This window comes from Acidocella sp. C78, from assembly GCF_907164655.1.
This window is the reverse complement of the sequence record NZ_CAJQZK010000079.1, coordinates 17501-41573: the sequence shown is the minus strand read 5'-3', so window position 1 is coordinate 41573 and position 24073 is coordinate 17501. Positions and strand designations below refer to the sequence as shown.

At 65.1% G+C, this 24073-nt stretch carries 19 protein-coding genes, 1 tRNA gene, 2 rRNA genes and 1 pseudogene; 10 read left to right on the top strand and 13 right to left on the bottom strand.

Annotation, left to right across the window (positions count from 1 at the left end; translation table 11 throughout):
- Window positions 1–3 precede the first annotated feature (3 nt).
- The 3 genes and pseudogenes from ntrC to dusB form a co-directional block, all read right to left on the bottom strand.
- Window positions 4–1467, bottom strand: a complete 1464-nt coding sequence (gene ntrC, locus ACIDOCELLA78_RS91225) for a nitrogen regulation protein NR(I) (RefSeq protein WP_201729055.1) — start codon at window positions 1465–1467, stop codon at window positions 4–6.
- Window positions 1464–2609, bottom strand: coding sequence for a nitrogen regulation protein NR(II) (locus ACIDOCELLA78_RS91220; RefSeq protein ID WP_201729054.1), 1146 nt, complete (start codon window positions 2607–2609; stop codon window positions 1464–1466). Before ACIDOCELLA78_RS91220 ends, ntrC begins: the two co-directional genes overlap by 4 nt.
- Window positions 2606–3653 (bottom strand): annotated as a pseudogene (gene dusB / locus ACIDOCELLA78_RS91215) (tRNA dihydrouridine synthase DusB). Before dusB ends, ACIDOCELLA78_RS91220 begins: the two are co-directional and overlap by 4 nt.
- 118 nt (window positions 3654–3771) lie before the next feature.
- On the opposite strand from dusB, the gene ispF reads away from it, so the two are divergent.
- Window positions 3772–4290, top strand: coding sequence for a 2-C-methyl-D-erythritol 2,4-cyclodiphosphate synthase (gene ispF, locus ACIDOCELLA78_RS91210; RefSeq protein ID WP_283770845.1), 519 nt, complete (start codon window positions 3772–3774; stop codon window positions 4288–4290).
- Between the two features lie 30 nt (window positions 4291–4320).
- Here the strand turns inward: ispF and ACIDOCELLA78_RS91205 are convergent, their stop codons facing one another.
- Entirely contained in the window at window positions 4321–5790 is a 1470-nt protein-coding gene (locus tag ACIDOCELLA78_RS91205; protein ID WP_249676148.1) for a DHA2 family efflux MFS transporter permease subunit, read from the bottom strand.
- A gap of 298 nt (window positions 5791–6088) precedes the next feature.
- Here ACIDOCELLA78_RS91205 and ACIDOCELLA78_RS91200 point away from each other — a divergent pair, with 298 nt between their 5' ends.
- Window positions 6089–7552 carry an NADP-dependent isocitrate dehydrogenase gene (locus ACIDOCELLA78_RS91200; RefSeq protein ID WP_201729052.1) on the top strand — a complete coding sequence of 488 codons (1464 nt, stop codon included), beginning with the start codon at window positions 6089–6091 and terminating at the stop codon, window positions 7550–7552.
- A gap of 9 nt (window positions 7553–7561) precedes the next feature.
- Here ACIDOCELLA78_RS91200 and ACIDOCELLA78_RS91195 read toward each other — a convergent pair whose 3' ends face one another.
- Window positions 7562–7978 carry a DUF2177 family protein gene (locus ACIDOCELLA78_RS91195; protein ID WP_201729051.1) on the bottom strand — a complete coding sequence of 139 codons (417 nt, stop codon included), beginning with the start codon at window positions 7976–7978 and terminating at the stop codon, window positions 7562–7564.
- A gap of 181 nt (window positions 7979–8159) precedes the next feature.
- Here ACIDOCELLA78_RS91195 and ACIDOCELLA78_RS91190 point away from each other — a divergent pair, with 181 nt between their 5' ends.
- Window positions 8160–8999, top strand: coding sequence for an N-acetylmuramoyl-L-alanine amidase (locus ACIDOCELLA78_RS91190; protein ID WP_201729050.1), 840 nt, complete (start codon window positions 8160–8162; stop codon window positions 8997–8999).
- Between the two features lie 51 nt (window positions 9000–9050).
- Here the strand turns inward: ACIDOCELLA78_RS91190 and gshB are convergent, their stop codons facing one another.
- The 3 genes from gshB to ACIDOCELLA78_RS91175 all read right to left on the bottom strand — a co-directional run bounded on the left by gshB (window position 9051) and on the right by ACIDOCELLA78_RS91175 (window position 10919).
- A complete protein-coding gene (gene gshB, locus ACIDOCELLA78_RS91185) occupies window positions 9051–10004 on the bottom strand; it encodes a glutathione synthase (RefSeq protein WP_201729049.1) in 954 nt (317 codons plus the stop codon).
- Between the two features lie 64 nt (window positions 10005–10068).
- On the bottom strand, window positions 10069–10392 hold the full coding sequence (locus ACIDOCELLA78_RS91180) for a hypothetical protein (RefSeq protein WP_249676107.1): 324 nt from the start codon (window positions 10390–10392) through the stop codon (window positions 10069–10071).
- 59 nt (window positions 10393–10451) lie between these two features.
- Complete coding sequence (locus ACIDOCELLA78_RS91175) at window positions 10452–10919, bottom strand: polymer-forming cytoskeletal protein (RefSeq protein WP_201729047.1); 468 nt, start codon at window positions 10917–10919, stop codon at window positions 10452–10454.
- Window positions 10920–11305: 386 nt separating this feature from the next.
- Here ACIDOCELLA78_RS91175 and ACIDOCELLA78_RS91170 point away from each other — a divergent pair, with 386 nt between their 5' ends.
- The 7 genes from ACIDOCELLA78_RS91170 (at window position 11306) to ACIDOCELLA78_RS91140 (ending at window position 18085) form a co-directional block, all read left to right on the top strand.
- A complete protein-coding gene (locus ACIDOCELLA78_RS91170; RefSeq protein WP_201729046.1) occupies window positions 11306–12298 on the top strand; it encodes an adenosine kinase in 993 nt (330 codons plus the stop codon).
- 180 nt (window positions 12299–12478) lie between these two features.
- On the top strand, window positions 12479–12691 hold the full coding sequence (locus tag ACIDOCELLA78_RS91165; RefSeq protein ID WP_249676105.1) for a Flp family type IVb pilin: 213 nt from the start codon (window positions 12479–12481) through the stop codon (window positions 12689–12691).
- Window positions 12692–12852: 161 nt separating this feature from the next.
- A complete protein-coding gene (gene cpaB, locus ACIDOCELLA78_RS91160) occupies window positions 12853–13680 on the top strand; it encodes a Flp pilus assembly protein CpaB (RefSeq protein WP_201729044.1) in 828 nt (275 codons plus the stop codon).
- Window positions 13677–14879: a pilus assembly protein CpaE gene (locus ACIDOCELLA78_RS91155; protein ID WP_249676102.1), complete on the top strand. Its 1203-nt coding sequence runs from the start codon at window positions 13677–13679 to the stop codon at window positions 14877–14879. The genes cpaB and ACIDOCELLA78_RS91155 overlap by 4 nt, the downstream gene beginning before the upstream one ends.
- Complete coding sequence (locus ACIDOCELLA78_RS91150) at window positions 14879–16213, top strand: CpaF family protein (RefSeq protein WP_249676086.1); 1335 nt, start codon at window positions 14879–14881, stop codon at window positions 16211–16213. The genes ACIDOCELLA78_RS91155 and ACIDOCELLA78_RS91150 overlap by 1 nt, the downstream gene beginning before the upstream one ends.
- On the top strand, window positions 16210–17163 hold the full coding sequence (locus ACIDOCELLA78_RS91145) for a type II secretion system F family protein (RefSeq protein WP_201729043.1): 954 nt from the start codon (window positions 16210–16212) through the stop codon (window positions 17161–17163). Before ACIDOCELLA78_RS91150 ends, ACIDOCELLA78_RS91145 begins: the two co-directional genes overlap by 4 nt.
- Window position 17164: 1 nt before the next feature.
- The gene (locus tag ACIDOCELLA78_RS91140; RefSeq protein WP_201729042.1) at window positions 17165–18085 is read left to right on the top strand and encodes a type II secretion system F family protein; all 921 of its coding nucleotides are present in this window, start codon (window positions 17165–17167) and stop codon (window positions 18083–18085) included.
- A 169-nt stretch (window positions 18086–18254) separates the two neighbouring features.
- Here the strand turns inward: ACIDOCELLA78_RS91140 and hpf are convergent, their stop codons facing one another.
- The 5 genes from hpf to ACIDOCELLA78_RS91115 form a co-directional block, all read right to left on the bottom strand.
- Complete coding sequence (hpf, locus tag ACIDOCELLA78_RS91135) at window positions 18255–18860, bottom strand: ribosome hibernation-promoting factor, HPF/YfiA family (protein ID WP_201729041.1); 606 nt, start codon at window positions 18858–18860, stop codon at window positions 18255–18257.
- Window positions 18861–18987: 127 nt separating this feature from the next.
- The gene (gene rpoN / locus ACIDOCELLA78_RS91130; RefSeq protein ID WP_201729040.1) at window positions 18988–20460 is read right to left on the bottom strand and encodes an RNA polymerase factor sigma-54; all 1473 of its coding nucleotides are present in this window, start codon (window positions 20458–20460) and stop codon (window positions 18988–18990) included.
- A gap of 149 nt (window positions 20461–20609) precedes the next feature.
- Window positions 20610–20686 (bottom strand) — tRNA-Met (locus ACIDOCELLA78_RS91125).
- A 25-nt stretch (window positions 20687–20711) separates the two neighbouring features.
- A 5S ribosomal RNA gene (gene rrf / locus ACIDOCELLA78_RS91120) occupies window positions 20712–20826 on the bottom strand.
- A 93-nt stretch (window positions 20827–20919) separates the two neighbouring features.
- A 23S ribosomal RNA gene (locus tag ACIDOCELLA78_RS91115) occupies window positions 20920–23657 on the bottom strand.
- Window positions 23658–24073: the final 416 nt, after the last annotated feature.

Below are 24073 nucleotides of genomic sequence, written 5' to 3'. Positions count from 1 at the left end.
CTCTCAGCCAACCCGGCGAGACACGCCGATATCGTGCTCGCGGATCTTCTTGCGCAGCGTGTTGCGGTTGAGACCCAGCATCGCGGCGGCGCGGATCTGGTTGCCGCGGGTCTCCCCGAGCACGAGGCGGATCAGCGGCGCCTCGAAGGCGGCAAGCACCCGGTCATACAGAACGCCGTCCTCGCCGGCCTCGCGCGCCTCGGCGATCAGCCGTGCGACATGCCGTTCGATGACGTGCTCGACGCCCTGTTGCGAGGCCGCGCCCGGCTCGTCGCCCATAGTCTGGGCCGGTTCGTCCATCGCTCGGTCGGCGAGCTCGGCCTCGATGATCTCCTCGGTGATCGTCGCCTGCGGCACCAGCGCGGAGAGCCGACGCATCAGGTTTTCAAGCTCGCGCACATTTCCCGGCCAGCGATATTGCGCGAGCCGTACCATCGACTCCGGCGCCATGGTCTTGGCCGGCAGCCCCTCCGCGTGCGCGCGGTTGAGGAAATGCTGGGCCAGCAGCGGAATGTCATCCGGCCGCTCGCGCAACGGCGGCAGACGGATCGGCACCACATTGAGCCGGTAGAACAGATCCTCGCGGAACTGGCCCGAGCGGATCAGCACCCTGAGATCGCGATGGGTGGCGGCGACGATGCGCGCATTCGCGCGGATCGGCTGCCGCCCGCCCACGGTAGTGAACTCGCCCTCCTGCAACACGCGCAGCAGCCGCGTCTGCGCCTCGGGCGGCATGTCGCCGATCTCGTCGAGGAACAGCGTGCCGCCGGCGGCCTGCTCGAACCGGCCGACATGCCGGTTGGTCGCCCCGGTGAAGGCGCCGCGCTCATGGCCGAACAGCTCGCTCTCGATCAGTTCGCGCGGGATCGCCGCCATGTTGATCGCAACAAACGGCCCCTGCCGGCGGCGGCCATAATCGTGCAGGGCGCGGGCGACCAGCTCCTTGCCCGACCCGGATTCGCCGGTGATCATCACCGTCAGGTCGGTCGTGGTCAGCCGGGCGATGACGCGATAGATCTCCTGCATCGCGGCGGAACGGCCGATCAGCGGGAGATTGTCCTCCGGGCTGCCGCGCGGCTCGGCCGGGACGGGCAGCGCCGGCTGTTTCAGCGCCCGATCGACAATGGCGAGCAGTTCGCCGAGATCGAACGGCTTCGGCAGGTATTCGAACGCCCCCCGCTGGGTCGATTGCACGGCGGTGAGAATGGTGGTCTGCGCGCTCATCACCAGAACGGGCAGTTCGGGGCGGATGCGCTTGATCCGCGGCACCAGATCGAGCCCGTTTTCGTCCGGCATCACCACGTCGGTGATCACGAGGTCGCCCTCGCCATCCTCGACCCAGCGCCAGAGCGTGGCCGCCGAGGAAGTGGTGCGCACCTGATAGCCCGACCGGCCCAGCGCCTGGGTCAGCACGGTGCGGATCGAGCGGTCGTCATCGGCGATCAGGATGGTCGGCAGCGTGGTCATGGCAGACTCTCGGCGCGGTCCTCGAACTGAGGAAGATGGATCCGGAATTCGGTGCGGCCGGGCCGGCTGTCGACATTGATAAGCCCGCCGTGATCGGCGACGATCTTGGCGACGAGCGCGAGCCCGAGTCCCGAGCCCGCGGCCTTGGTGCTGACGAAGGGCTCGAACAGATGGCGCCGGATATCCTCGGGAATTCCCGCGCCATTGTCGCGCACCGCGATGAAGATCGGCAGGTTGCGCTGGCCGCGCGCGGGGGAGGCGGCCAGCCGCACCCCGTGCTGGAAGCCGGTCATCAGCGTGATCTCGCCGTCCGGCCGCTGGGTTTCGGCGATCGCCTCGGCGGCGTTCTTCACGAGGTTGAGCAGCACCTGGACGAGTTGGTCGCGATTGCCCAGCACCGGCGGCAGCGAGGGGTCGTAGGTCTCGACGAAATGGACGCGCGCGCCGAAGCCCGATTGCGCGAGCCGGCGCACATGTTCGAGAACCCGGTGGATGTTGATGGCCGTGACGTCGAGCGGCTTGTCGCCGAACACCTCGATCCGCTCGACCAGATCGCGGATGCGGTCCACCTCGTCGCGGATCAGCACCGCGAGTTCCCGGTCCGCCGGCGTGGCGTTCGCCTCCAGCAGCTGCGCCGCGCCGCGTATGCCCGAAAGCGGGTTCTTGACCTCGTGCGCGAGCACCGCCGCCATGCCGGTGATGCTGCGTGCGGCGTTCCGCGCCGAGAGCTGCTGGTCGAGCGCGCGGGCGGCGGAGCTGTCCTGCAGGGTGACGGCGAGATGGCCCGGCGCATCGACGATCGCCGCCGCCTGCATCGACACGCCGCGGCGGGCGAAGCGCGGGCCTTCGAGGACCAGGTCATGCTCGGCAATCGGCGCCTCGTCGCGCCGGGCGCGATCGAGCAGGATGAAGATCGGGTGATCGGCCGGCACGAATTCGTGCAGCCGCCGGCCGGCGAGCACCGCCTGCGAGGCGCCGAACATCTCCTCGGCCGCGTAATTGGCGAACAGGAAGCGGTCGTCCGCGTCAAGCTCGATCACCGCGAGAGGCAGTGCTGCGAGGAGCTGCCCCGCACCGGTCGGCAGGTCCGGCGTGCTGGTCGCGGGTCCCCGGCGCGCGAAGGCGCCGCGCGGGGCGGTCATGCGGCCGCCTGGACCGGCGCCGCCGCCTCGCCCATCGCCCGGGCATGGATGTCGTGGATCATCGCCTCGACCACGGCGGGATCGTCCTGCCGGTTGACGACGCCACGGAATTCCGCGGCCCCCGGCAGACCGCGCACATACCAGCCGATATGCTTGCGAGCCATCCGCAGGCCGGGAAGCTCGCCATAATGCGCCCGCATCGCCCGGTAATGCCGGATCAGCACATCGCGCCGCGTTGCGAGATCAGGCGCCGGAACCCTCTGCCCGGCGGTGAGATAGCGCGCGACCTGGGCGAGAAACCACGGCCGCCCATAGGCGCCGCGGCCGATCATGACGCCATCGGCCCCGAGCGGCGCAGCGCGTCCTCCGCCTCGTCCTCGGTCGTGATGTCGCCATTGGCGATGACGGGGATCGACACCGCGCCCTTCACCGAGGCGATGAAATCCCAGTCCGCCGTGCCCTCGTAGAATTGCTGGCGGGTGCGGCCATGCACCGTGACCATGGCGATGCCGCTTTCCTGGGCGATCCGCGCGAGGGCGGGGGCGTTGAGGCTCTGCCGGTCCCAGCCCATGCGCATCTTCAGCGTCACCGGCACGTCGACCGCCTTTACGGTGGCTTCGAGAATGCGGGCGGCGCGCAGCTCGTCGCGCATCAGCGCCGAGCCGGCCATCTGGCCGACCGCCACCTTCTTCACCGGGCAGCCGAAATTGATGTCGACCAGATCGGCGCCGCCGGCGACGGCGATGCGCGCGGCCTCCGCCATCGCATCGGGGTCGCAACCGGCCAATTGCACCGAATTCGGCCCCGTGCCCTCATCGACCGACGCCATGCGGAGTGTCGCCGCGTTCTCGTGGATCATCGCCCAGGAGGCGATCATTTCCGACACCACGAGCCCCGCCCCATCGACTTGACCAGCCGGCGGAACGGCAGGTCGGTCACGCCGGACATCGGCGCCAGGATCACCGGCGTCTCGATCGTCACATCGCGCGCGGCGCCGCCCGGCGCCTTGAGCCGGATCGGCCGCAATTTCGGAAAGCTGCTCATCTCGTTGCCCATGAATTAAGCACTACAGGGCCGGGCATTGACGCGCAATCGTCCAGTTGCCAAAGCCGCCCTGTTCCGGCGCGAACCCCGCCCGCCAGCCATCTGGAGATTCCGGCCCATGGACATCAAGACCCTTCTCGCCAGCGGCGCGCTGCCCCGTGTCGGCACCGGCTATGACGTGCATGTGCTGGCCGAGGGCAGGAAACTGATGCTTTGCGGCATCGAGGTGCCGCATGAAAAGGGGCTGGCCGGCCATTCCGATGCCGATGTGGCGCTGCACGCGCTGTGCGACGCGATTTACGGCGCCATGGCCGAGGGCGACATCGGCCGGCATTTTCCTCCCTCCGAAGCCACCTGGAAGGACGCCGATTCGGCGCGGTTTCTCCGCCACGCGGCGGGGCTGGTCGCGGAAAAAGGCGGCGCGATCGCCAATGTCGACATCACCATCATCTGTGAGCGGCCGAAAATCACTCCCCACGCGCTGGCGATGCGCACCCGCGTGGCGGCGCTGGCCGGCATTCCGCTCGATCGGGTGTCGGTGAAGGCGACGACCTCCGAGCGCCTCGGGTTCACCGGCCGCGGCGAGGGGATCGCGGCGCAGGCCGCGGTGATGCTGCTGATGCCGCTCGCGGCGTAATCCCGGCAGCGACGGACCGCGAGCGCCCGTTCATCCCCCCTGGCGGTGGGGCTTCTTCAGCAGGACGAGCGAGACCGCCGCGGCACCAAGGCAGATCCAGGCGGAAAGGCGCAGCGCGTCATCGAGGCTCCAGGTGCTGGCGTCGAGCTGCAACCGCCCGGCGATCAGCGCCATGGCCTGCGCATGGGACACGCCCCGCTGCGCCGCCTCGGCGAGGGTCTGCCGCACGAGGGCGTCGCTCATGGCGCCGCGCGTCAGCGCCGCAACGGCTTCGGCGTGCCGTTGCCACAGCGTCTGCAGCATGGTGACGCCGACAATGTCGCTGGCGAGGCGGATGAAGTTGCTGGTCGTCGAGGCCGCCGCCAGGTCCTCGACCGGAATTTCCGACAGGATGATCATGGTGAGCGGCACGAACAGCATCCCCACCGCGATCCCCTGCAACAGCTCGCTCGGCACCGTTGCCGCGAGGCCGATCTCGGGGTTGTAGACGGCGATGGCGAAGGCGATGGCGAAGAGCAGGAAACAGAGGGCGGCGAGGGCCCGCAGGCTCACATGCCGGGCAATGCGCCCCATGGCGGACGCCACCGGAATCGCCGTCAGCGCCAGCGGTATCAGCAACACCCCGCCCCACCAGCCGTTATAGCCGAGGTCGATCTCGGTCCAGAGCGGCAGAATCGAACTCCAGCCGACGAAGATCGACCAGCCGAGGCAGAGCAGCAGCAGGCCGAAGCCGAAATTCCGGTTGGTCACGAAGCGAAGTTCGAGCAGCGGGGCCTCGCTCGTCAGCTCCCAGATCACGAAGCAGCCGAGCAGCAGGAGGGCGGCGATCGTGTAGCGCTGGATGAAAGGCGAGCCGAACCAGCCGAACTGCTCGCCCTGGTTCAGCACGATCTGTAGCGCGATCAGCCCGAGCCAGAGCAGGGCGAGGCCGACAAGATCGAAAGGCGGCGGCGCCGCCGCCGGACGGTCTTCCGGCAGGGAGACGCGGATCAGCACGAAGGCGAGCAGGGCGAACGGGATGACCAGCCAGAACAGGTCGATCCAGTTGTAATTCACCGCGAGCCAGCCGCCGAAGGCCGGGCCGAAGAAGAACGGCACCAGCATCGAATTGCTCCACAGCGCCGTCGCCAGCGTGTGATGGCGCTTGGGGAAATGGCGCAGCAGCAGCGTCTGCACCAGCGGCACCAGCAGGCCCGAGGAAATGCCCTGCACCCCGCGCGCGACCAGCATCGTCATCAGCGAATGAGACAGAATGCCCATGCCGGCGCCGATCGCCAGCATGATCATGCTGGCGAGGAACAGCCGCTTGAAGCCGAGCTTGCGGGCGAACCAGGGCATCAGCGCGATGCCGAGCGCCCAGTGGATGAGGAAATAGGTCAGGGTCCAGAGCGCGTGATCGCTGCTCGTCGCCAGCCGGCCGGCGACATAGGGATAGATGCTTTGCAGCGAACCGCCGCAGAACGACCCCGCGGCAAGGCCGAGGCAGGCGCCGATGGTCATCGGCACCAGCGCGACCCGGCCGTTAGCGCCGGCGGGGGCTGGGAGATCAAGTTCGCGTGTGGATGATGAGGCAGACATTCTGCCCGAAAATAGAAAAACCCGCCGCCCTGTCCAGATGGCGACGCGGGGTTCAGCCTTGCGAAAACGCGATCATGCGCCGGGCCGGCGCAGATTTCGTTAACCGTTTCGTGTCATCGTCGCGGTATTCCGTCTGGGCTGCCATTTGTTGCGCTGCGGTGGCCTCGGCGGACCGGCGGGCGTATACGCGCAGCCACAACCTGACCATGGGGGACCAACGATGAACGCAGCCTCGCCCGCCCTCGCCAAGACCCGTGTCACCGCCCTGCCGGGCGATGGGATCGGTCCCGAAGTCTTCGACGCGACGCGCCGCATCTTCGAGGCCGCCAACGCGCCGGTCGAGTGGGACATCGCCGAAGCCGGCGCCGCCGCGTTCAGGAAGGGCATCGCCTCCGGCGCGCCGCGCGAAACCCTCGATAGCATCGCCCGCAACCGGATCGCGCTGAAGGGGCCGCTCGAAACCCCGGTCGGCCATGGCAACAAATCGGCCAACGTCACGCTGCGCAAGCATTTCGAGCTATACGCCAATATCCGCCCGGTCCGCGAACTGCCCGGCGTGAAGACGCCCTTCACCGGGCGGGGGATCGACATGGTCATCGTCCGCGAGAATGTCGAAGACGTCTATGCCGGCATCGAACACATGCAGACGCCGGATGTCGCCCAGTGCCTCAAGCTGATGACGCGGCCGGGCTGCGAGCGGATCATCCGCGCCGCCTTCGGCCTCGCCCAGGCGGAAGACCGCCGGAAGCTGACCTGTGCGACCAAGGCGAACATCATGAAACTCACCGAGGGCATGATGAAGCGCGTCTTCGAGGCGGTCGGCCCCGACTATCCGGATATCGCGCAGGACCACATCATCATCGACAACTGCGCCCACCAGCTCGTGATCGCCCCCGAGCAGTTCGACGTGATCGTGACCTCGAACATGAACGGTGACATCATTTCCGATCTCGCCGCCGGGCTGGTTGGCGGTCTCGGCATCGCGCCATCCTCCAATGTCGGCGATCACGCGGCGATTTTCGAGGCGGTGCACGGTTCGGCACCGACCATCGCCGGCAAGGGCCTCGCCAACCCCACCGCGCTGCTCTCCGCCGCCATCATGATGCTCCGCCATATCGGCGCCTTCGAGACGGCCGAGACGATCGAGCAGGCGCTGTTCATCACCCTCGCCGAGGGGGAGAACCTGACCGGCGACCTGTCGCCGCGCGGCCACGGCGTCGGCACCGACAAGTTCGTCGGCCAGGTGATCGAAAATCTCGGCCGCACCAGCAATCTGCCCTCGCGCGCCTACCGCCCGCTCACGCTCAAGGCCTGGCCGGACCGCACCGCCCATACCGAGCCCGCAAGCCGCGAGTTGCTCGGCGTCGACATCTTCCTCGAAAGTAGCCTGTCCGCGGCCGAACTCGGCGCCTCGCTGACCGCGATCGCCGAAGGCAGCGCGCTGCGCCTCGATTCGATCTCCAATCGCGGCGTGCAGGTCTGGCCGGCGACCGGCGGCAGCACCTTCCTGGTCGACCATTTCGACTGTCGGTTCATGCTCAAGGAGCCTGCGGCCGGCAATGGGCCGCAGGGCATCTCCGACCTGGTCAAGGCGATTGGTCAGAAACACTCCTGGATGCATGTCGAAAAGCTCCAGCGTTTCGACGGCAAGGACGCCTTCGAGCGGCCGCAGGGAGAGAGCTGAACCGCCGCCCTACCTGAAGATGCGCGGCCGCAACAGCCGCCGCGCCGCCAGCCATCCGCACAGCGCGGCAAGAGCCGAGACCGTGCCGCCCCAGGCGATGTCGGTCAGGCTGAGCCCGACCGTCCAGCCCGTGAGGGTGGCAAGATTGGTAAGATCGTAGAGACCATAGGTGAAAACGCCGAACGCGGCGCCGTAGGCAAGTGCGGCGGCGCCGCCTTGCGCGAAGGCGCGCGGCCGCACGAACACCGCGAGCCCGACCACCTGGAGCAGATACACCGCGAAGGCCGGCAGCGGCCGGAAATGTTCGAGCATGATCCGCCCGAGTGCGGCGCGATAGAGCGTATCGGCGGTCAGCCCCAGCCAGATCGCATCGATCAGCAGGTAGGCGAGCAGGGCCACACCGTAGAAGACGATGGTTGCGCGCATGATGTTTTCCCCTGGGCTGATATGCGACGGGCGCAGCAAATCACAACCCGGGGGGCGTCGGAAGCCGGGGGACGTCAATCAATCTTATGTCAATCTCAATGATTTAACGTGCATTCCTGAGAGCATGATGGCACTTCATGGCCGAAGTCAATAATTTCGGTCGACAGAAAGGAGGTTTGCGATGCGTCTGTCCCGTCGCTTCCTGCTCGATTCAGGCGTGAAAGCCACGATCACGCTGCCGCTGTGGATGCAATCCGCCCTGGCGCGCGCCACCCCCGGCCTGCCGCCGCGGCTCAGCCGCGCCGCCTGGCGCGAGGCCTCGGCAAGGCGCCTCGTCGTGATCGACCCCGGTCATGGCGGGCACGATCCCGGTGCCATCGGCCAGGGCAACATTTTCGAGAAAAGCATCGTGCTTTCCACCGCCCACGATCTGCGCCAGGCGCTGGAGCGCGGCGGCTATGAGGTGGTGATGACACGGTCGCGGGACATCTTCATCCCGTTGCAGACAAGGGTGGATATCGCGGAACGCCACAAGGCGACACTGTTTCTCTCGATCCACGCCAATTCCGTGGCGCACGACCCCGCGGTGCGCGGCGCCAGCATCTACACCTTCTCGAATCATGCCTCCGACCAGCTCGCGGCGCGGATGGCGCAGTCAGAAAACAGTGTCGAGAGCCTGTCCAACCCCAATTTCCGTGGCGTGTCGCCGCAAGTCGCGAAAATCCTGTTCGCGCTGATGGCGCACAGCACCAAGATCGAGTCGCATCTGCTGCAACAGAAAATGGTCGGCGCGCTTGCGCCCCATGTGCCGCTGCTGCCGAACCCGGCCCGCCACGCCACGTTCGCGGTGCTGCAATCCTCCGCCATCCCCAGCGTTCTGGTGGAAACCGCGTTTCTTTCCAACCCCGCGGACGAGGCCGAACTGCGCACGCCGGCCTTCCGCCGCCGCATCGCGCAATCGATGAAATCGGCGGTGGACGCCTGGTTCCTCGCGCGGCAGCACGCCGTCGCCAACCTGTAGGAGCGCCGCGGCGGCCGGGCGGATCGCACCGCCCGGCCGCCGGCGAGGCGATCAGACGCCCTGCGCCCGCCGCGCCTCGATCCGGTCCCAGATCGTCGCTTCGAGATGCACGTTGTCGAACCGGGCCACCTGCTGCAGGCCGGTCGGCGAGGTGACGTTGATTTCGGTGAGATAGTCGCCGATCACGTCGATCCCGGTGAAGAGCAGGCCGCGCGCCTTCAGTGTCGGCCCGATCCGCTCGCAGATCTCGCGGTCGCGCGCGGTCATCGTGGTCGGCTGGGCGACGCCGCCGGCATGCATGTTCGACCGCGCGTCGCCCTCGGCGGGAACCCGGTTGATCGCGCCCAGCGGCTCGCCATCGATCAGGATGATCCGCTTGTCGCCCGCCCGCACCGCCGGTTCGTACCGCTGGACCATCAGCGGTTCGCGGGAATTGCCGAAATGCGTGTCGAGCAGGGCGCCGAGATTTTCATCATCCGGCTTGATCCGGAAAATCCCCATCCCGCCATTGCCGAAGAGCGGCTTGACGATGATGTCGCGGTGATGGGCACGGAATTCGCGGATCGCGGCGCGGTCCCACGCGATCAGCGTGGGCGGCATCAGGTCGGGGAACTCCATGACCAGCAGTTTCTCGGGCGCGTTGCGCACCGATGCGGGGTCGTTCACCACGAGAGTCCGCGGGTGGATATGCTCCAGCAGGTGCGTCGCCGTGATATACCCCATGTCGAAGGGCGGATCCTGGCGCATCAGCACCACGTCCATCGCCGCGAGATCCACCGTCTCGGCCGGCCCGAAAGTGAAATGGTTGCCCGCCTCGCGGCGCACCGTCACCGGCCGCACCCGCGCCTTGAGCGCCCCGCTTTCCAGCCACATCTCGCGCACCGAGTAGTGCCAGAGCATATGGCCGCGCCGCTGTGCCTCGAGCATCAGCACGAAGGTCGAGTCGCCGTCGATATCCACGCTTTCCATCGGATCCATCTGGATCGCGACCCGTAAACCGTTCATGTGCCCTCCGTCATGCATCGCGCCCCGCGCGCTTTCGGCACGCCGGTCATCCGTCCGTTCGATATCAGGAGGCGCGCTGCTGTTCCAGACTGGCAACGCAGGTAGCATCGGGCACGCCGTGCGGCATTGTTCGCGCCAGGCGAACGACGGGAAGGCCGACTGTGCCGCGATAGAGCACCAGATCGAGCCGGCAGATCGGGGAATGGTAAAGCCAGACCTGCGCCGGCCCATCGACCCGCAACAGCGAGGGCATGCCCAGACTGGCGCGCAGATCGCCCGGCGTCGCGCCGACCAGGCTGACCGGTGCAGCCGACGCGAAGGAGGCGGCCGATCCACCCGCCATCGTTCCCGGCCGCGCGGCGCAGCCTGCGAGCGCGGCTGCGCTCAACAGGCCGATAAAGACGCGGCGTCTCATCCGTGCTCACGCCCTCCGCGGGCCGGTCAGGGTCAGTCGGTGGCCTGGGAGCTGGCAGCACCTTCGGTGATCATCTCGATCCGGCCGGTGATCTGCCCGCCATCCTCGACCTGCAGCCGCCGGCAGCGCGCGGTTCCGAGAACCCGGCCCGTCGCCCGCACGATGAGGGAGTGCCGCGCCGTCAGCGTGCCGTCGATCACGCCGGCAACCTCGGCCTCCTCGACCTCGACCTCGCCCTTGAAAACGCCGCCCGGGCTGATCGCAAGCTCGGCGGCCTTGATCATCGTCGCCTCGACCGTCCCCTCGACCACCAGCCGCTCGGCATCCTGAACCACGCCCTGCAGGCTGATGCCGCGGCCGACCACCAGGGTGCGGCGTTCGGCGGTTTCGGCATCCCGCACCGGCGGACGGAAGCCGGTCCCGGTAGCCGGAGGGCTCGCCGGGGCGCCGCCTGCCGCGGGCGTAGCCGGCTGGCTGGGCGAAAAGGGGGTTCGGGCCATGGGCATCTCCTTAGCCTTTGTGTCATCCGCTTGTTGCGGGACCGTTTCGGGGAAGCGGGACGGAAGGGAGGCATGCTGAGGCCGTCATCCATGGCGCCATCCTGCCGTGCGGGAGTCTGCCGCGGCTTGCCCTCCGGCGGCTGGTCGTCGCGTTTTCTGAAGCTGATCACGAACCCTCCACAACTTTTACTGTCTGTCCGCTAGCACGCGACACGCGCTCCGGACAATCGCCTGCGGCCCCAAATGCGTGCATTTTTACTAAGGTTCCGCAAGGAGATCGTATGGATCAGGATTAACTGCGCGTTCATGACGGGCGCGGATTTGTGACCTGGCCTTTCGGGTGATAGGCGAAGGGAGCATTTACACCGACCTTGCAGGGGACAGGCATGGACACGACCCGCTACGACATCATCGGCATCGGCAATGCGATCGTCGATGTGCTGGCCCGCACCGATGATCATTTTCTCGACCGGCACGACATGCGCAAGGGCGCGATGCGGCTGATCGACGCCGAGGCCGCCGAGCGCATTCTCGGAGTGATGCCGCCAGGGCAGATCGCCTCCGGTGGCTCGGTTGCCAACAGTTGCGCGGTCGCGTCCGGCCTCGGCGCCCGCGCGGCCTTTCTCGGCAAGGTGGCGCGCGACGAGCTTGGCATCGCCTTCGCCAACGATCTCCGGGCGATCGGCGTCGATTTTCCGCACGCGCCGCTGCCCGAGGGCGCGCCGACGGCCCGCTGCCTGATCCTGGTCACGCCGGATGGCCAGCGCACCATGAACACCTATCTCGGCGCCTGCATCGATTTCGACCACACCGACCTCGATGCCGAGGCGATCCAGTCCTCCTCGATCCTTTATCTCGAGGGATATCTCTTCGATCCGCCGCGGGCGCAGCATGCCTTCCGCGAGGCCGTGCGCATCGCCCGCGGCGCCGGGCGCAAGGTGGCGCTCTCGCTGTCCGACGCGTTCTGCGTCGATCGCCATCGCGCCGCCTTCCTCGACCTGATCACCTCCGGCGGCATCGACATCCTGTTCGCCAACGAGGCCGAGATCTGTTCGCTGTTCGAACAGAACGACTTCGACGGGGCGGTGACCGAGGCCGCCCACACGCTGCCGCTCGCGGTGCTGACGCGCAGCGAGGCGGGAAGCGTCGTCGTCGCCGGTGCGGAACGCCATGTCGTCGCCGCGGTTCCGGTGGAGGTCGTCGACACCACGGGCGCCGGCGATGCCTATGCCGCGGGCTTCATGGTCGGCCTTACCCGCAAGGTGTCGCTCGTCGAGAGCGCGGCCCTGGCCAGCCGCGTGGCCGCGACGGCGATTGGCCGGATCGGCGCCCGGCCGGATGCGGCGGCGCTATCCCTCCTCGCCAGCGAGACAGCCTGAGACGGTGCAAAAGTAATCTTTCACAGTCCAGTTAATTAACGTTTTAGTAAGGTTGTTTTGATTTGATCATGTCGTGGATTTCCGGTCCGCGGCATTGGTCCGCGGGTCTTCTGCCAGCAAAATTCTGGCGCTGTCGTCAATATCGCCGCGCAGTGGATCGTCATGCGGTGTGCAGGAGACATGACAATGCTTGACTACGTGAAAACCTGGCTCGCGGTTCGCGGCCTTGCGTTCGCACGGGATGATCGCGGGGTGACCGCGATGGAATATGGGCTGATCGCGGCGCTGATGGCGGTTGTCATCATCGGTGCGTTCGGTCTGCTCGCCAACGATCTCGGCAACGCCGTCAACAAGATCGCCGGAACGCTGAGCAACAACACAACCAATCTCTGACCTCGTTGAACCGGGTATGAGCAGGCCCCGTCGCCCGGTCGTTCCACGCGGCGCCGGGGCCATCTACAGCGAAATTCCGCCGGGCGAGGCTGCGGGCGCCGTGTCGGGGCCGTGCCAGTCACAGGCCAATCCGGCCTGTGCTTCTTTTGAGACATGTCCTGATGATTCTTAGACTCGTTCTGTTCATCGTCCTGGCCGTGGGGCTTGCCGGCTTCGGAACCGTCGCCTGGATCGACATGCATCCGGCACACCCCCACAAGAAGGCGGCGCCAACCATCGCCTTGCTGGCGACGGGCAAGGCTCTGCCGCCCGGCACGCTGCTGCAACCCTCCGATTTCATCGTGCAGGACCGCCCCCCGGCGCAGGTGCCCGCGGATGCGGTGCGAGACACACCGGCGAACCGCGCCTCCTATACCGGCGCGATGATCCGCCGCCGGCTGAGCGCCGGGGCGCTTCTGACCACGGATATCGCCATTCGCCCCGGCGATCACGGCTTTCTCGCCGCCGTGCTGCAACCAGGCATGCGGGCGGTGTCGGTCGGGGTCGATGCGATCACCGGCGCCGCCGGCCTGATCTGGCCGGGCGACCATGTAGATCTTCTGCTGACCCAGAACCTGGTCGGCGCCAACCTGCCGCCGACGCGCAAGGTGGCCGCGGAAACCGTCCTGTCCGACGTGCGGGTGATCGCGATCGATCAGCGCCTGGTGCAAGGCGCAAGCGGCAGCCACACGGCCGCGCAGTCGACGGCGCGGACCGTCACGCTGGAAGTCACGCCGGAACAGGCCGAACAGGTCGAGGTCGCCGCCCATCTTGGCCCGCTGTCGCTGATCGTCCGCCCCAGCGAGGCGCCGAAAGGCAGCCCGTCCAAACCGCCGCCGGTCTTCAGCGGCCAGGTATCCCCCGCCCTCGCCGCGCTCGACATGCCGGGCCAGACCGGGATCACGGTCTTCCAGGGCGCCACAGGCAAAACCGAGTATCATCCGCAATGACGGCTTCCGCCTTCGATCGGGTGGGCGCTTCGCACGCGCCGCCGCAGGGGCCGCAAGGGAGCGGCCGCCCCGCCTTCATGGGCTTCGTCAGCGATGACGCGAGCCTGCAGACCATCCGCACGGCGCTGGTGCCGGCATTTCCCACCGGCGTCCCGCTCCAGCGCGCCACCTTCGCCGAAACGCTGGACTATCTCGCCCGGTTCGACACGCCGCGAACCCTCCTTGTCGACATCTCCGGCGAGGAACAGCCGATGAGCGCCGTGCATCGGCTGGAACCGGTGGTGGACCCCGGAACCCGCGTGCTGATCATCGGCAGCGAGCGCAGCATCGGCTTCTATCGCAGCCTCACGCGCACGCTGGGCGTCAGCGAATATCTCTCGAAGCCGCTCGATCCGGCGATGGTGGCGCGCGAGCTGCTGCCATGGGCGGCCGGCGGCGTGCCCGCCTTCGAAGCGGCGCGCGGCGGCTCGATGGTCGCTGTGTGCGGCGCCGCCGGCGGCGTTGGCGCCACCACGGTTGCCAGCAGCCTCGCCTGGCATGTGGGCGGGGATGTTCGCCGCCATACAATCCTGCTGGACGCCGACCTGCAACGCGGCAGCGCCGCGCTGGCAACCAACGTCCCGCCCAGTACCGGCCTGCGCAACGCGCTCGACACGCCGGACCGGATCGACCCCCTGCTGATCGAGCGCGCCGCCCAGCCCTCGACCGGCCGCCTTCATGTCCTCGGCGCGGAGGAGCCCCTGAACGAAGCCTGGCATTACCAGGCCGGAGGCGGCGCTGCGCTGGTGTCGGCGCTGCGCCAGCGATACAATCTTGTTGTGGCGGACATTCCGGCGCGCCCCTCCCGGTTTGCAACGGAACTGCTCGCGCTCGCCCATGCGCGCGTCATCGTGACCACCGGATCGCCGCACAGCATCGCGAATGCGCGCCGCTGGCTTGCATTGCCGGCCGGCCAGATGCAGTCCGGCCCGCCCCTCGTCATTCTGAACCGCCACAACCGCCGGACCGCACCCGCCGTGTCGCGGATCGCCGAACTGCTTGGAACCGAAATCGCCATCGTGATCCCCGAACTCCCCGCCCTGGTCGCCCAGGGAAACAATCTCGGCGAGCCCGCCGTCGGCCGGAAAGGCGTCTTCCGCAAGGCGATCATCGCGCTCGCCGCCAGGCTCGGCGTCGGCACCACGGCCATGGCTGCCTGATGGACGCGCTACCGGTCTTCGGCCGCCGCTCGGTCGATCCATCCGCGCCTGTTCACCAGGCGGTGCGGTTGCGCCAGGAAGATGTCGAAATGATCCGGGGCCTCTGCCTCGCCAGCATCGACGCCTCGACCATCGTGGGGCTCAATCACCCGCGTCTGCTGCAACGCGTCGAGGCCATGGTGGCGGAGCTGGCGACCGAACATCGCATCCAGCTGAACCGCAACGAGCAAAACCAGATTGCCGCCGAACTGGTGGACGACATGCTCGGGCTGGGGCCGCTGGAGCCCCTGCTCGAGGACGAGACCATTACCGACATCATGGTCAATGGGCCGGAACGGGTTTTCGTCGAACGGCGGGGTCGGCTCGAGCAGCTCGGGGTGCGCTTCCGCGACAATGCCCATCTGACCAATATCTGCCAGCGCATCGCCGCCACAGTGGGGCGCCGGGTCGATGAATCCAGCCCAATGGTCGATGCGCGACTCAAGGACGGCTCGCGCGTCAACATCGTATTGCCGCCGCTGTCGATCGACGGCCCCTGTCTCTCGATCCGCAAGTTTTCACGCAAGCCGATCAATTTCGGCAAGCTGATCGAGTATGGATCGCTGACCCCGCCGGTCGCGCGGGTGCTTGAAATCGCCGCGCGTTGCCGTCTCAATGTCATCATTTCCGGCGGCACCGGCTCCGGCAAGACGACGATGATGAACGCGATGAGCAGCTTCATCGATCCGCAGGAACGCATCGTCACCGTCGAGGACGCCGCCGAACTCCAGCTCCAGCAGCCGCATGTCGTCCGTCTCGAAACCAGGCCGGTGAACCTTGAGGGCAAGGGCGAAATCACCCAGCGCGACCTCGTCCGCAACGCGCTGCGCATGCGCCCCGACCGCATCATCATCGGCGAGGTCCGCGGCCCCGAGGCGTTCGACATGCTTCAGGCGATGAACACCGGCCATGACGGGTCGATGTCCACCATCCACGCCAACACCACGCGCGATGCGCTGGCCCGTATCGAGAACATGGTGCAGATGGCGAGCATGGGCCTGTCGCCGCGGGCGATCCGCATGCAGGTGGTCTCGGCGGTCAACCTGATCGTCCAGGTGGAACGCCAGCGCGATGGCGGCCGCCGTCTCATTCAGCTCACCGAAATCGCCGGAATCGAGGGCGAAACCCCCCTGCTCAACGACATCTTCAAGTTCGAGGTTCTGGGCGAGGATGCAACGGGCCGGGTCATCGGCCGCTACGCCGTCTCCCACACGCGGGCGAGCTTCCACGAGCGGCTCAGCTATTTCGGCCTGCTCCGCGCATGGACGGTGGCGCTCGAGGAGGCGGCGGCGTGAGCGGCCTGCTCCTCCTGCCGCTCCTGCTTCTGATCCTCGGCGCCACCTCGCTCGCGCTGATGGGCGGGGTGCGGGCGGACCGGACCAAAAAGGCGATCGAACTGCGCCTTATGCGGGTATCGGGCCAGACCCTCGTCACAAGAATCGAGAGCCAGAGCGAGCCGAATGATCCGCTCGGCCGGTTCCGGCGCCCCGCAATGGCGGTGCTGGGGCTCGTCGGGGTCGATCTGGCGCGCGCGCCGGATTACCCTGTCCCGTGGTGGATCATCATGATCGGCGCCGTCGTTGCGTCCAGGGGTATCTCCTTCCTGATCGGCACCGTGGCCGCGGGGCTCGGCTGGCTCGTCTGGTTACCGCTGTTCATTCTCGTGGCGCGGCTTGCCTTCGGCACCGTGCATGCCCGCCGGTCAACCCTGCTGCTGCGCCAGTTTCCCGACGCGCTGACCACGATCGTCCGCACCGTTCGCGTTGGCATCCCCGTGCAAGAGGCGCTCCGGGTCGTCGCCCAGGACATGCCGGCGCCAACCGGCAGGGAGTTCAGCCGGATCGCCGATCAGGTGGCGATCGGCACGCCGCTCGAACAGGCGCTAAGGCAGATGGCGGACCGGGTGAAGCTCGCCGAATACGGGTTTTTCGCCACGGCCATCAGCCTGCAATCGCGCTATGGCGGCGGTCTCGTGACAACACTTGAGGGGTTGGCGGAAGTCATCCGCAAGCGTGTCGCGATGAAGGCCCGCGGCTATGCGCTGGCGTCCGAAGCGCGCACCAGCGCCCTTGTCCTCGGTATCATTCCCCTCGTTGCAGCGCTTGCGATCGAGGTGATCCAGCCCTCCTATCTGCGTGTGCTGTTCGTGACCCATGCCGGGAAAATCCTGCTGGCGGTCGCCATCGGGCTGCTGGCCGGCGGCGCGATGGTCATGCGCGAAATCATCCGGCGCAGCCTCAACTGAAATGAATACCGCGCTCGTGTGGATTTTCGGCCTCTTTCTCTTCGTGGCGGCGGTTGCGGTGCTGATGCTGCGTCTGGTCATCGCGGAAGAGAGGTTGCAGCGGCGGCTGGACCGGGCGATCGGCGCGGGCTCCGCCGCGGGCGACAGCGACGAGCCGGCTCAGCTCCTGCATATGCGGATCGCCATGGGTGTAGGCCTCGCGGTCGCCCGCAGCGGCCTGCTCAGCAACCGCACGCTCGAAGAACTGCGGCACACATTGCGAATGGCCGGAATTCGGGACAAAGGCGCGCTGGCCGTATTCGTCGGAACCAAGCTGCTTTCACTGGTGGGTTTTTTCGCCGGCGTTCTGGCGGCCTCCCGCGTTCTGCGCTTCGGCATGCTGCATGGGCTGATCGCCGCCGCCATCGCCGCCGCGTTCGGTCTTCTCCTGCCGGACATCCTGATCCAGCAGCGGCGGAAGCGGTTTATCCGCAAGGTCGAGGCCGGGCTGGCCGAGGCGCTCGATCTGATGGTGATCTGCGCCGATGCTGGACTCAGCCTCGAACCCGGCCTCACCCGTGTTGCCGCCGAACTGCAACTGACGCATCCGGCGGTGTCTCAGGAACTGACACTGACGGCGCAGGAAATGCGCATCAGCGGCAATATCCGCGACTCGCTCGCCGGCCTCGGCCAGCGAACCGGGCTCGACAATCTGAAGCGCTTGGCCTCGACCTTGATCCAGACGCTCCAATACGGCACCCCGCTGACCCAGGCGCTCAGAACCCTCTCCGCTGAAATGCGCCAGGAACAGCTGACCCGCTTCGAGGAACGTGCCGCGCGGCTGCCGGTTCTGCTGACCCTGCCAATGATCCTGTTTATTCTGCCATGCGTGTTTCTGGTCGTCGGTGGCCCGGCCGTGCTCAGACTGGTTGGCTCTCTTTAGAGCAGTCTGCTTCGCACCGCGGGCAGGTAAGCATGCCCCTGAAAATCTCGTCTGAATTTCAGGGGCTGCTCGCCATCAGCCTATAGGTGGTGAGTGTCCGAACGCTGATCCGCAATCCACCCGTCCCTGGAGCGGATAAAGGACGCGACCCGGGCGCCGGACAAGGAGGTCAGCTCAGTGCCGAACTGTCGATCCAGCCAATATTGCCGTCGCTGCGGCGATAGACCACGCTGAGCGCCCGGTTCGCGGAGTTGCGAAACATGAGCATTGTCTGGTTCGCCAGATCCATCCGCATCACCGCCTCGCTGACGGACAGGAACGCTATCTCCGCCGGCGTTTCCGCAACCACGGCGGCATATGGCCCGGGATCGAGCCCAGCAGCTCCATCGACCGGCGCATGCGGGGTAGCGCCTTCGGCTTCCACCTCCTGCAACACGTATTGCCGGACAGTCTCCGTTCGGCCGCGCGTGGCACTCTCGCGCGCGTGATCGTTCACACGGCGGCGGTAGCGCCGCAGCCGCTTCGCAATGTGTTCCGCCGCGTCGTCAAATGCCGCATGTGCGTCAGCCGCCTCGCCCTCGCCGCGCAAAGTCAGCCCCCGTCCGGCGTGAACATTGATGTCGCAAGTGAAAAAGCTGCGGGCGCGGCTGAACGTTACGTTCGCCTCGATTGCGTGATCGAAATATTTTCCAGCGATATTGTCGAGCTGGTTCGCGACATGAACGCGCAGGGCATCCGAGAGGTCGACCTGCTTACCGGAAACCGTGATCTGCATAGAGAGATCCTTTTGCTAGAGCCAATGCGGTTATTGTAGCCCCGCCTTGATGAAGCGGGCGTTTACGCTTGCTCGGAGACGGCTCGATCCTAGACAAAAGCATTACACTGCTGCGGGTCGTGGCGCGTCAACCTCCCGCCAGCAGGTTTTTTTCCCGCTTGCGCTGCGCCGAACCGGGGATGCGCATGGCTTCGCGATATTTTGCGACGGTCCGCCTCGCGATATCCACACCCTCCTTCTGCAACAGTTGCGCCAGCGCATCGTCGGATAGGACCCTCCCTGGCGGTTCCGCCTCGATCAGCGCCGCAATCCGGTGCCGCACGGATTCGGCACTGTGGCTTTCGCCATTCGCACCGGCGAGCGCCGTGGTGAAAAAGAACTTCATCTCGAAAATGCCGCGCGGTGTTGCAATCACCTTGTTCGATGTCACTCGGCTGACGGTGCTTTCATGGATTTCAAGCGCGGCGGCGACCTCGCGCAGCGTAAGCGGCCGGAGGAACCCGATGCCGCGGCGGAAGAAGGCCTCCTGATGCGCGACGATCTCGCCCGCAACGCGCAGGATCGTCTCGGCCCGCGACTCAAGGGCGCGAACCAGCCAGTTCGCGCTCTGCACCCGTTCCGAGAGAAACTGCTTCGCCTCGCGCGTGGCCCGCGCCGCAATCTGTGCGTGAAAGCCGCGCCGGATCAGAACCCGCGGCATTGTTTCGGGATTAAGCTCAAGCAGATATTGGCCATCCGGCCCGGGGCGCATGAGCACATCGGGGATCACCGGCGTAATCGCTGCGGCGTCGGTAGCGGCTCCTGGCTTGGGGTTCAGTTGCCGAATCTCTGCAATCATGTCGCGAAGATCTTCCCCATCGACGCCGCACACCTCCATGAGCGCACGGTGATCACGCCGCGCCAGCAGATCGAGATGAGCGAGGAGGGCAGACATCGCAGGGTCGAGCCGGTTTCGCTCCTCCAACTGGACAGCCAGACATTCGGCAAGATCTATGGCGAAAATACCAGTTGGCTCGAACCGGAGCATGATCTGCCGCACCGATTCCAGCACATCCTGCTCAATCCCGAGCATCTCGGCGATGCGTTCAGGCGGCTCGGCCAGCCGCCCTGCCGGGTCGAGCGCCATGATCAGCGCAAGCGCGATCTGGCGGCGGGTCGGGTCGGAAAAGGCGAGCCGCGCCTGCTGTTCCAGGCTTTCCTGCAACCCCGGGGGACTATCCGCGATTTGCCCGATCCAGTCATGGTCTTCGGCGGAGCCATTACCGGCTGCCTCTGCGCCGCCACCAGGGTCGTAGACATTGGAAAAGTCGGCGTCGAGCGGCAGATGGACCCCTGAAGGATCGGGGTCGACGACCTTCTCGACAGTATCCGTGACCGCAAGCTTGGAGTCGATCAACGCCGTCCCACCGGACACTTCAGCAATCCCCCCGGAGGTATCAGAGTCGTCCCGTTCGAGGAGCGGGTTGCGGAGCAGTTCTTCTTCGATGAATTGGTTGACCTCGGCGTTGTTGAACTGCAAAAGCTGTATGGCCTGCCGTAGCTGGGGGGTCATCACCAGCGACTGCGTATGCCTCAGATCGAGACGGGGTCCTATCGCCATGCATGTATCATACCAAATCCACGCTTAAAGCGGAATACGGCACTAGCGTTCGCGACACTATTTAAATTTCCGAGATCATACTGCCAGAACGACAAGAACCGCGCTGTGTGGCGCGGCTGTATCTGGTTTGTTCGCGAGTTCGGTAATGGTGGTTGCGGGGACAGGATTTGAACCTGTGACCTTCAGGTTATGAGCCTGACGAGCTACCGGGCTGCTCCACCCCGCGGTTGTGGTGGACGATAGATTGGAGGACCTGGCGGCGACCTACTCTCCCGTGCCTTGAGGCACAGTACCATGGGCGCTGGGGGTTTTCACGGCCGAGTTCGGGATGGGATCGGGTGCGGGCTCCCCGCAATGGCCACCAGGTCGTCCAATCTATCGTGATGTTTTGGACTGGTGTGGATTTGGTGTGTTGAGTGAGACTGTGTTGGTGTTTGTGCATGGTGGGGGTGGTTGAGATATTCAAGTTCTATCGGGTGATTAGTACCGGTTAGCTGAGCGCGTTACCGCGCTTATACACCCGGCCTATCGACGTGATGGTCTATCACGACCCTCGGGGAGACCTAGTTTTGAGGTGGGTTTCCCGCTTAGATGCTTTCAGCGGTTATCCCGTCCATACTTAGCTACTCGGCTGTGCCACTGGCGTGACAACCGATGCACCAGAGGTATGTTCATCCCGGTCCTCTCGTACTAGGGACAAATCCTCTCAAGTCTCCAACACCCACGGCAGATAGGGACCGAACTGTCTCACGACGTTCTAAACCCAGCTCACGTACCACTTTAATCGGCGAACAGCCGAACCCTTGGGACCTGCTCCAGCCCCAGGATGTGATGAGCCGACATCGAGGTGCCAAACCTCCCCGTCGATGTGGACTCTTGGGGGAGATCAGCCTGTTATCCCTAGAGTACCTTTTATCCGTTGAGCGATGGCCCTTCCACGTGGAACCACCGGATCACTATGGCCGACTTTCGTCTCTGCTCGAGCTGTCGCTCTCGCAGTCAGGCGGGCTTATGCCATTGCACTCAACAGCCGATGTCCGACCGGCTTGAGCCCACCATCGCGCGCCTCCGTTACTCTTTAGGAGGCGACCGCCCCAGTCAAACTGCCCACCATGCAGGGTCCCGGACCGGGATAACCGGCCACGGTTAGACATCAAAAGCGCGCAGGGCGGTATTTCAAGGTTGGCTCCACACAAGCTAGCGCCCATGCTTCAATGCCTCCCGCCTATCCTACACAGCACTCTTCTGATGCCACTGCAAAGCTGCAGTAAAGGTTCATAGGGTCTTTCCGTCTGACCGCGGGTACCCCGCATCTTCACGGGGAATTCAATTTCGCTGAGCCGATGCTGGAGACAGTGGGGAAGTCGTTACGCCATTCGTGCAGGTCGGAACTTACCCGACAAGGAATTTCGCTACCTTAGGACCGTTATAGTTACGGCCGCCGTTTACCGGGGCTTCAATTCAAGGCTTGCACCTCTCCTCTTAACCTTCCGGCACCGGGCAGGCGTCAGACCCTATACGTCGTCTCTCGACTTCGCAGAGCCCTGTGTTTTTACTAAACAGTCGCTACCCCCTCTTTTGTGCCACCCGCACATGGTTGCCCACATACGGGTCTCGCTTATCCCGAAGTTACGCGAGTAATTTGCCTAGTTCCTTCAACATCGTTCTCTCAAGCGCCTTGGTATACTCTACCAGTCCACCTGTGTCGGTTTAGGGTACGGTCTATACGCTGGAGCTATTTCCCGGAATGCTCAAAAAGCCCGCCCAATCCGATAAGGACAGACAACATCTCGCATTCGTCACTTCCAGCAGGCGGAGGAATATTCACCCCCTTCCCATCGACTACGGCTTTCGCCCTCGCCTTAGGGGCCGGCTCACCCTGCGCGGATTAACCTTGCGCAGGAACCCTTGGACTTTCGGCGACAGAGTTTCTCACTCTGTTTGTCGCTACTCATGTCAGCATTCGCACTTCCGATACCTCCAGGAGGGGTCACCCCATCTCCCTTCACAGGCCTACGGAACGCTCCGCTACCGCGCATGTTTCCATGCACCCACAGCTTCGGTATGTGGCTTTAGCCCCGTTACATTTTCGGCGCAGGATTTCTATTAGACCAGTGAGCTATTACGCTTTCTTTAAAGGATGGCTGCTTCTAAGCCAACCTCCTGGTTGTTTTGGAATTCCCACATCCTTTCCCACTTAGCCACAATTTGGGGACCTTAGCTGGTGGTCTGGGCTGTTTCCCTCTCGACGATGGACCTTAGCACCCACCGTCTGTCTGCCGCGCAAGACACTTCGGTATTCGGAGTTTGGTTAGGTTTGGTAAGGCTTTGGGCCCCCCTAGCCCATCCAGTGCTCTACCCCCGAAGGCATACACACGACGATCTACCTCAATAGATTTCGCGGAGAACCAGCTATCTCCGAGTTTGATTGGCCTTTCACCCCTAGCCACAGCTCATCCCCGACTTTTTCAACAGGCGTGGGTTCGGCCCTCCAGTGCGTGTTACCGCACCTTCAGCCTGGCCATGGCTAGATCACTCGGTTTCGGGTCTTCTGCCTGCAACTACGCGCCCTATTCAGACTCGCTTTCGCTACGCCTACGCCTACCGGCTTAAGCTTGCTGCAAACAGAAACTCGCTGACCCATTATACAAAAGGTACGCCGTCACCGCAGATGCGGCTCCGACTGCTTGTAGGCATCCGGTTTCAGGTCTCTTTCACTCCCCTCGTCGGGGTGCTTTTCACCTTTCCCTCACGGTACTTGTGCACTATCGGTCACCAGAGAGTATTTAGGCTTGGAGGGTGGTCCCCCCATCTTCAGACAGGATTTCACGTGTCCCGCCTTACTCAAGGCCTTGCCATTTCGCTTCGCATACGGGGCTATCACCCGCTATGGCCGGAGTTTCCAATCCGTTCTGCTACTCAATGACAAGGCACTGGCCTGCTCCGCTTTCGCTCGCCACTACTGACGGAATCTCGGTTGATGTCTTTTCCTCCGGGTACTTAGATGTTTCAGTTCCCCGGGTTCGCCTCTACACCCTATGTATTCAGATGCAGATACCCTTGCGGGTGGGTTTCCCCATTCGGATGTCCACGGATCAACGCCTGCTCGCGGCTCCCCGTGGCTTTTCGCAGCGTGCCACGTCCTTCATCGCCTTCTGGTGCCAAGGCATCCACTGAATGCCCTTCATTCACTTGAAGTCTCAACGCACCGCCACACTCCCAAGGAGAAGCATGGCGGCCCACCATGCACAGACACCATCACAATGTCCGCACACAGCACTCAACGCTCTGAACACTCAATCGCATCATCCTTCGGCAATGGCCTAAGCCACGTCCGGGTCAGACACCCAGAATGATCCGACCGGATTTTTGCTCCCCAAAACCACCAGACAACAGGAATTTTTCAATCCCCATCACCAGCAGTTCAGGACAAAAATACACGCGTCCAGAACGCACCAAATCCTATTCACCAATCAAAGAACAACAACCCGTGCCGCAGAACGACACAGATCGATCACCAACGGCGCTCATCAGAACACCGTATCTCAAGGCCTCCACATCAGTCTTCAGTCCACACAGACCAGCGTCAGGCTAAATGCCCTCAGGCCACCCA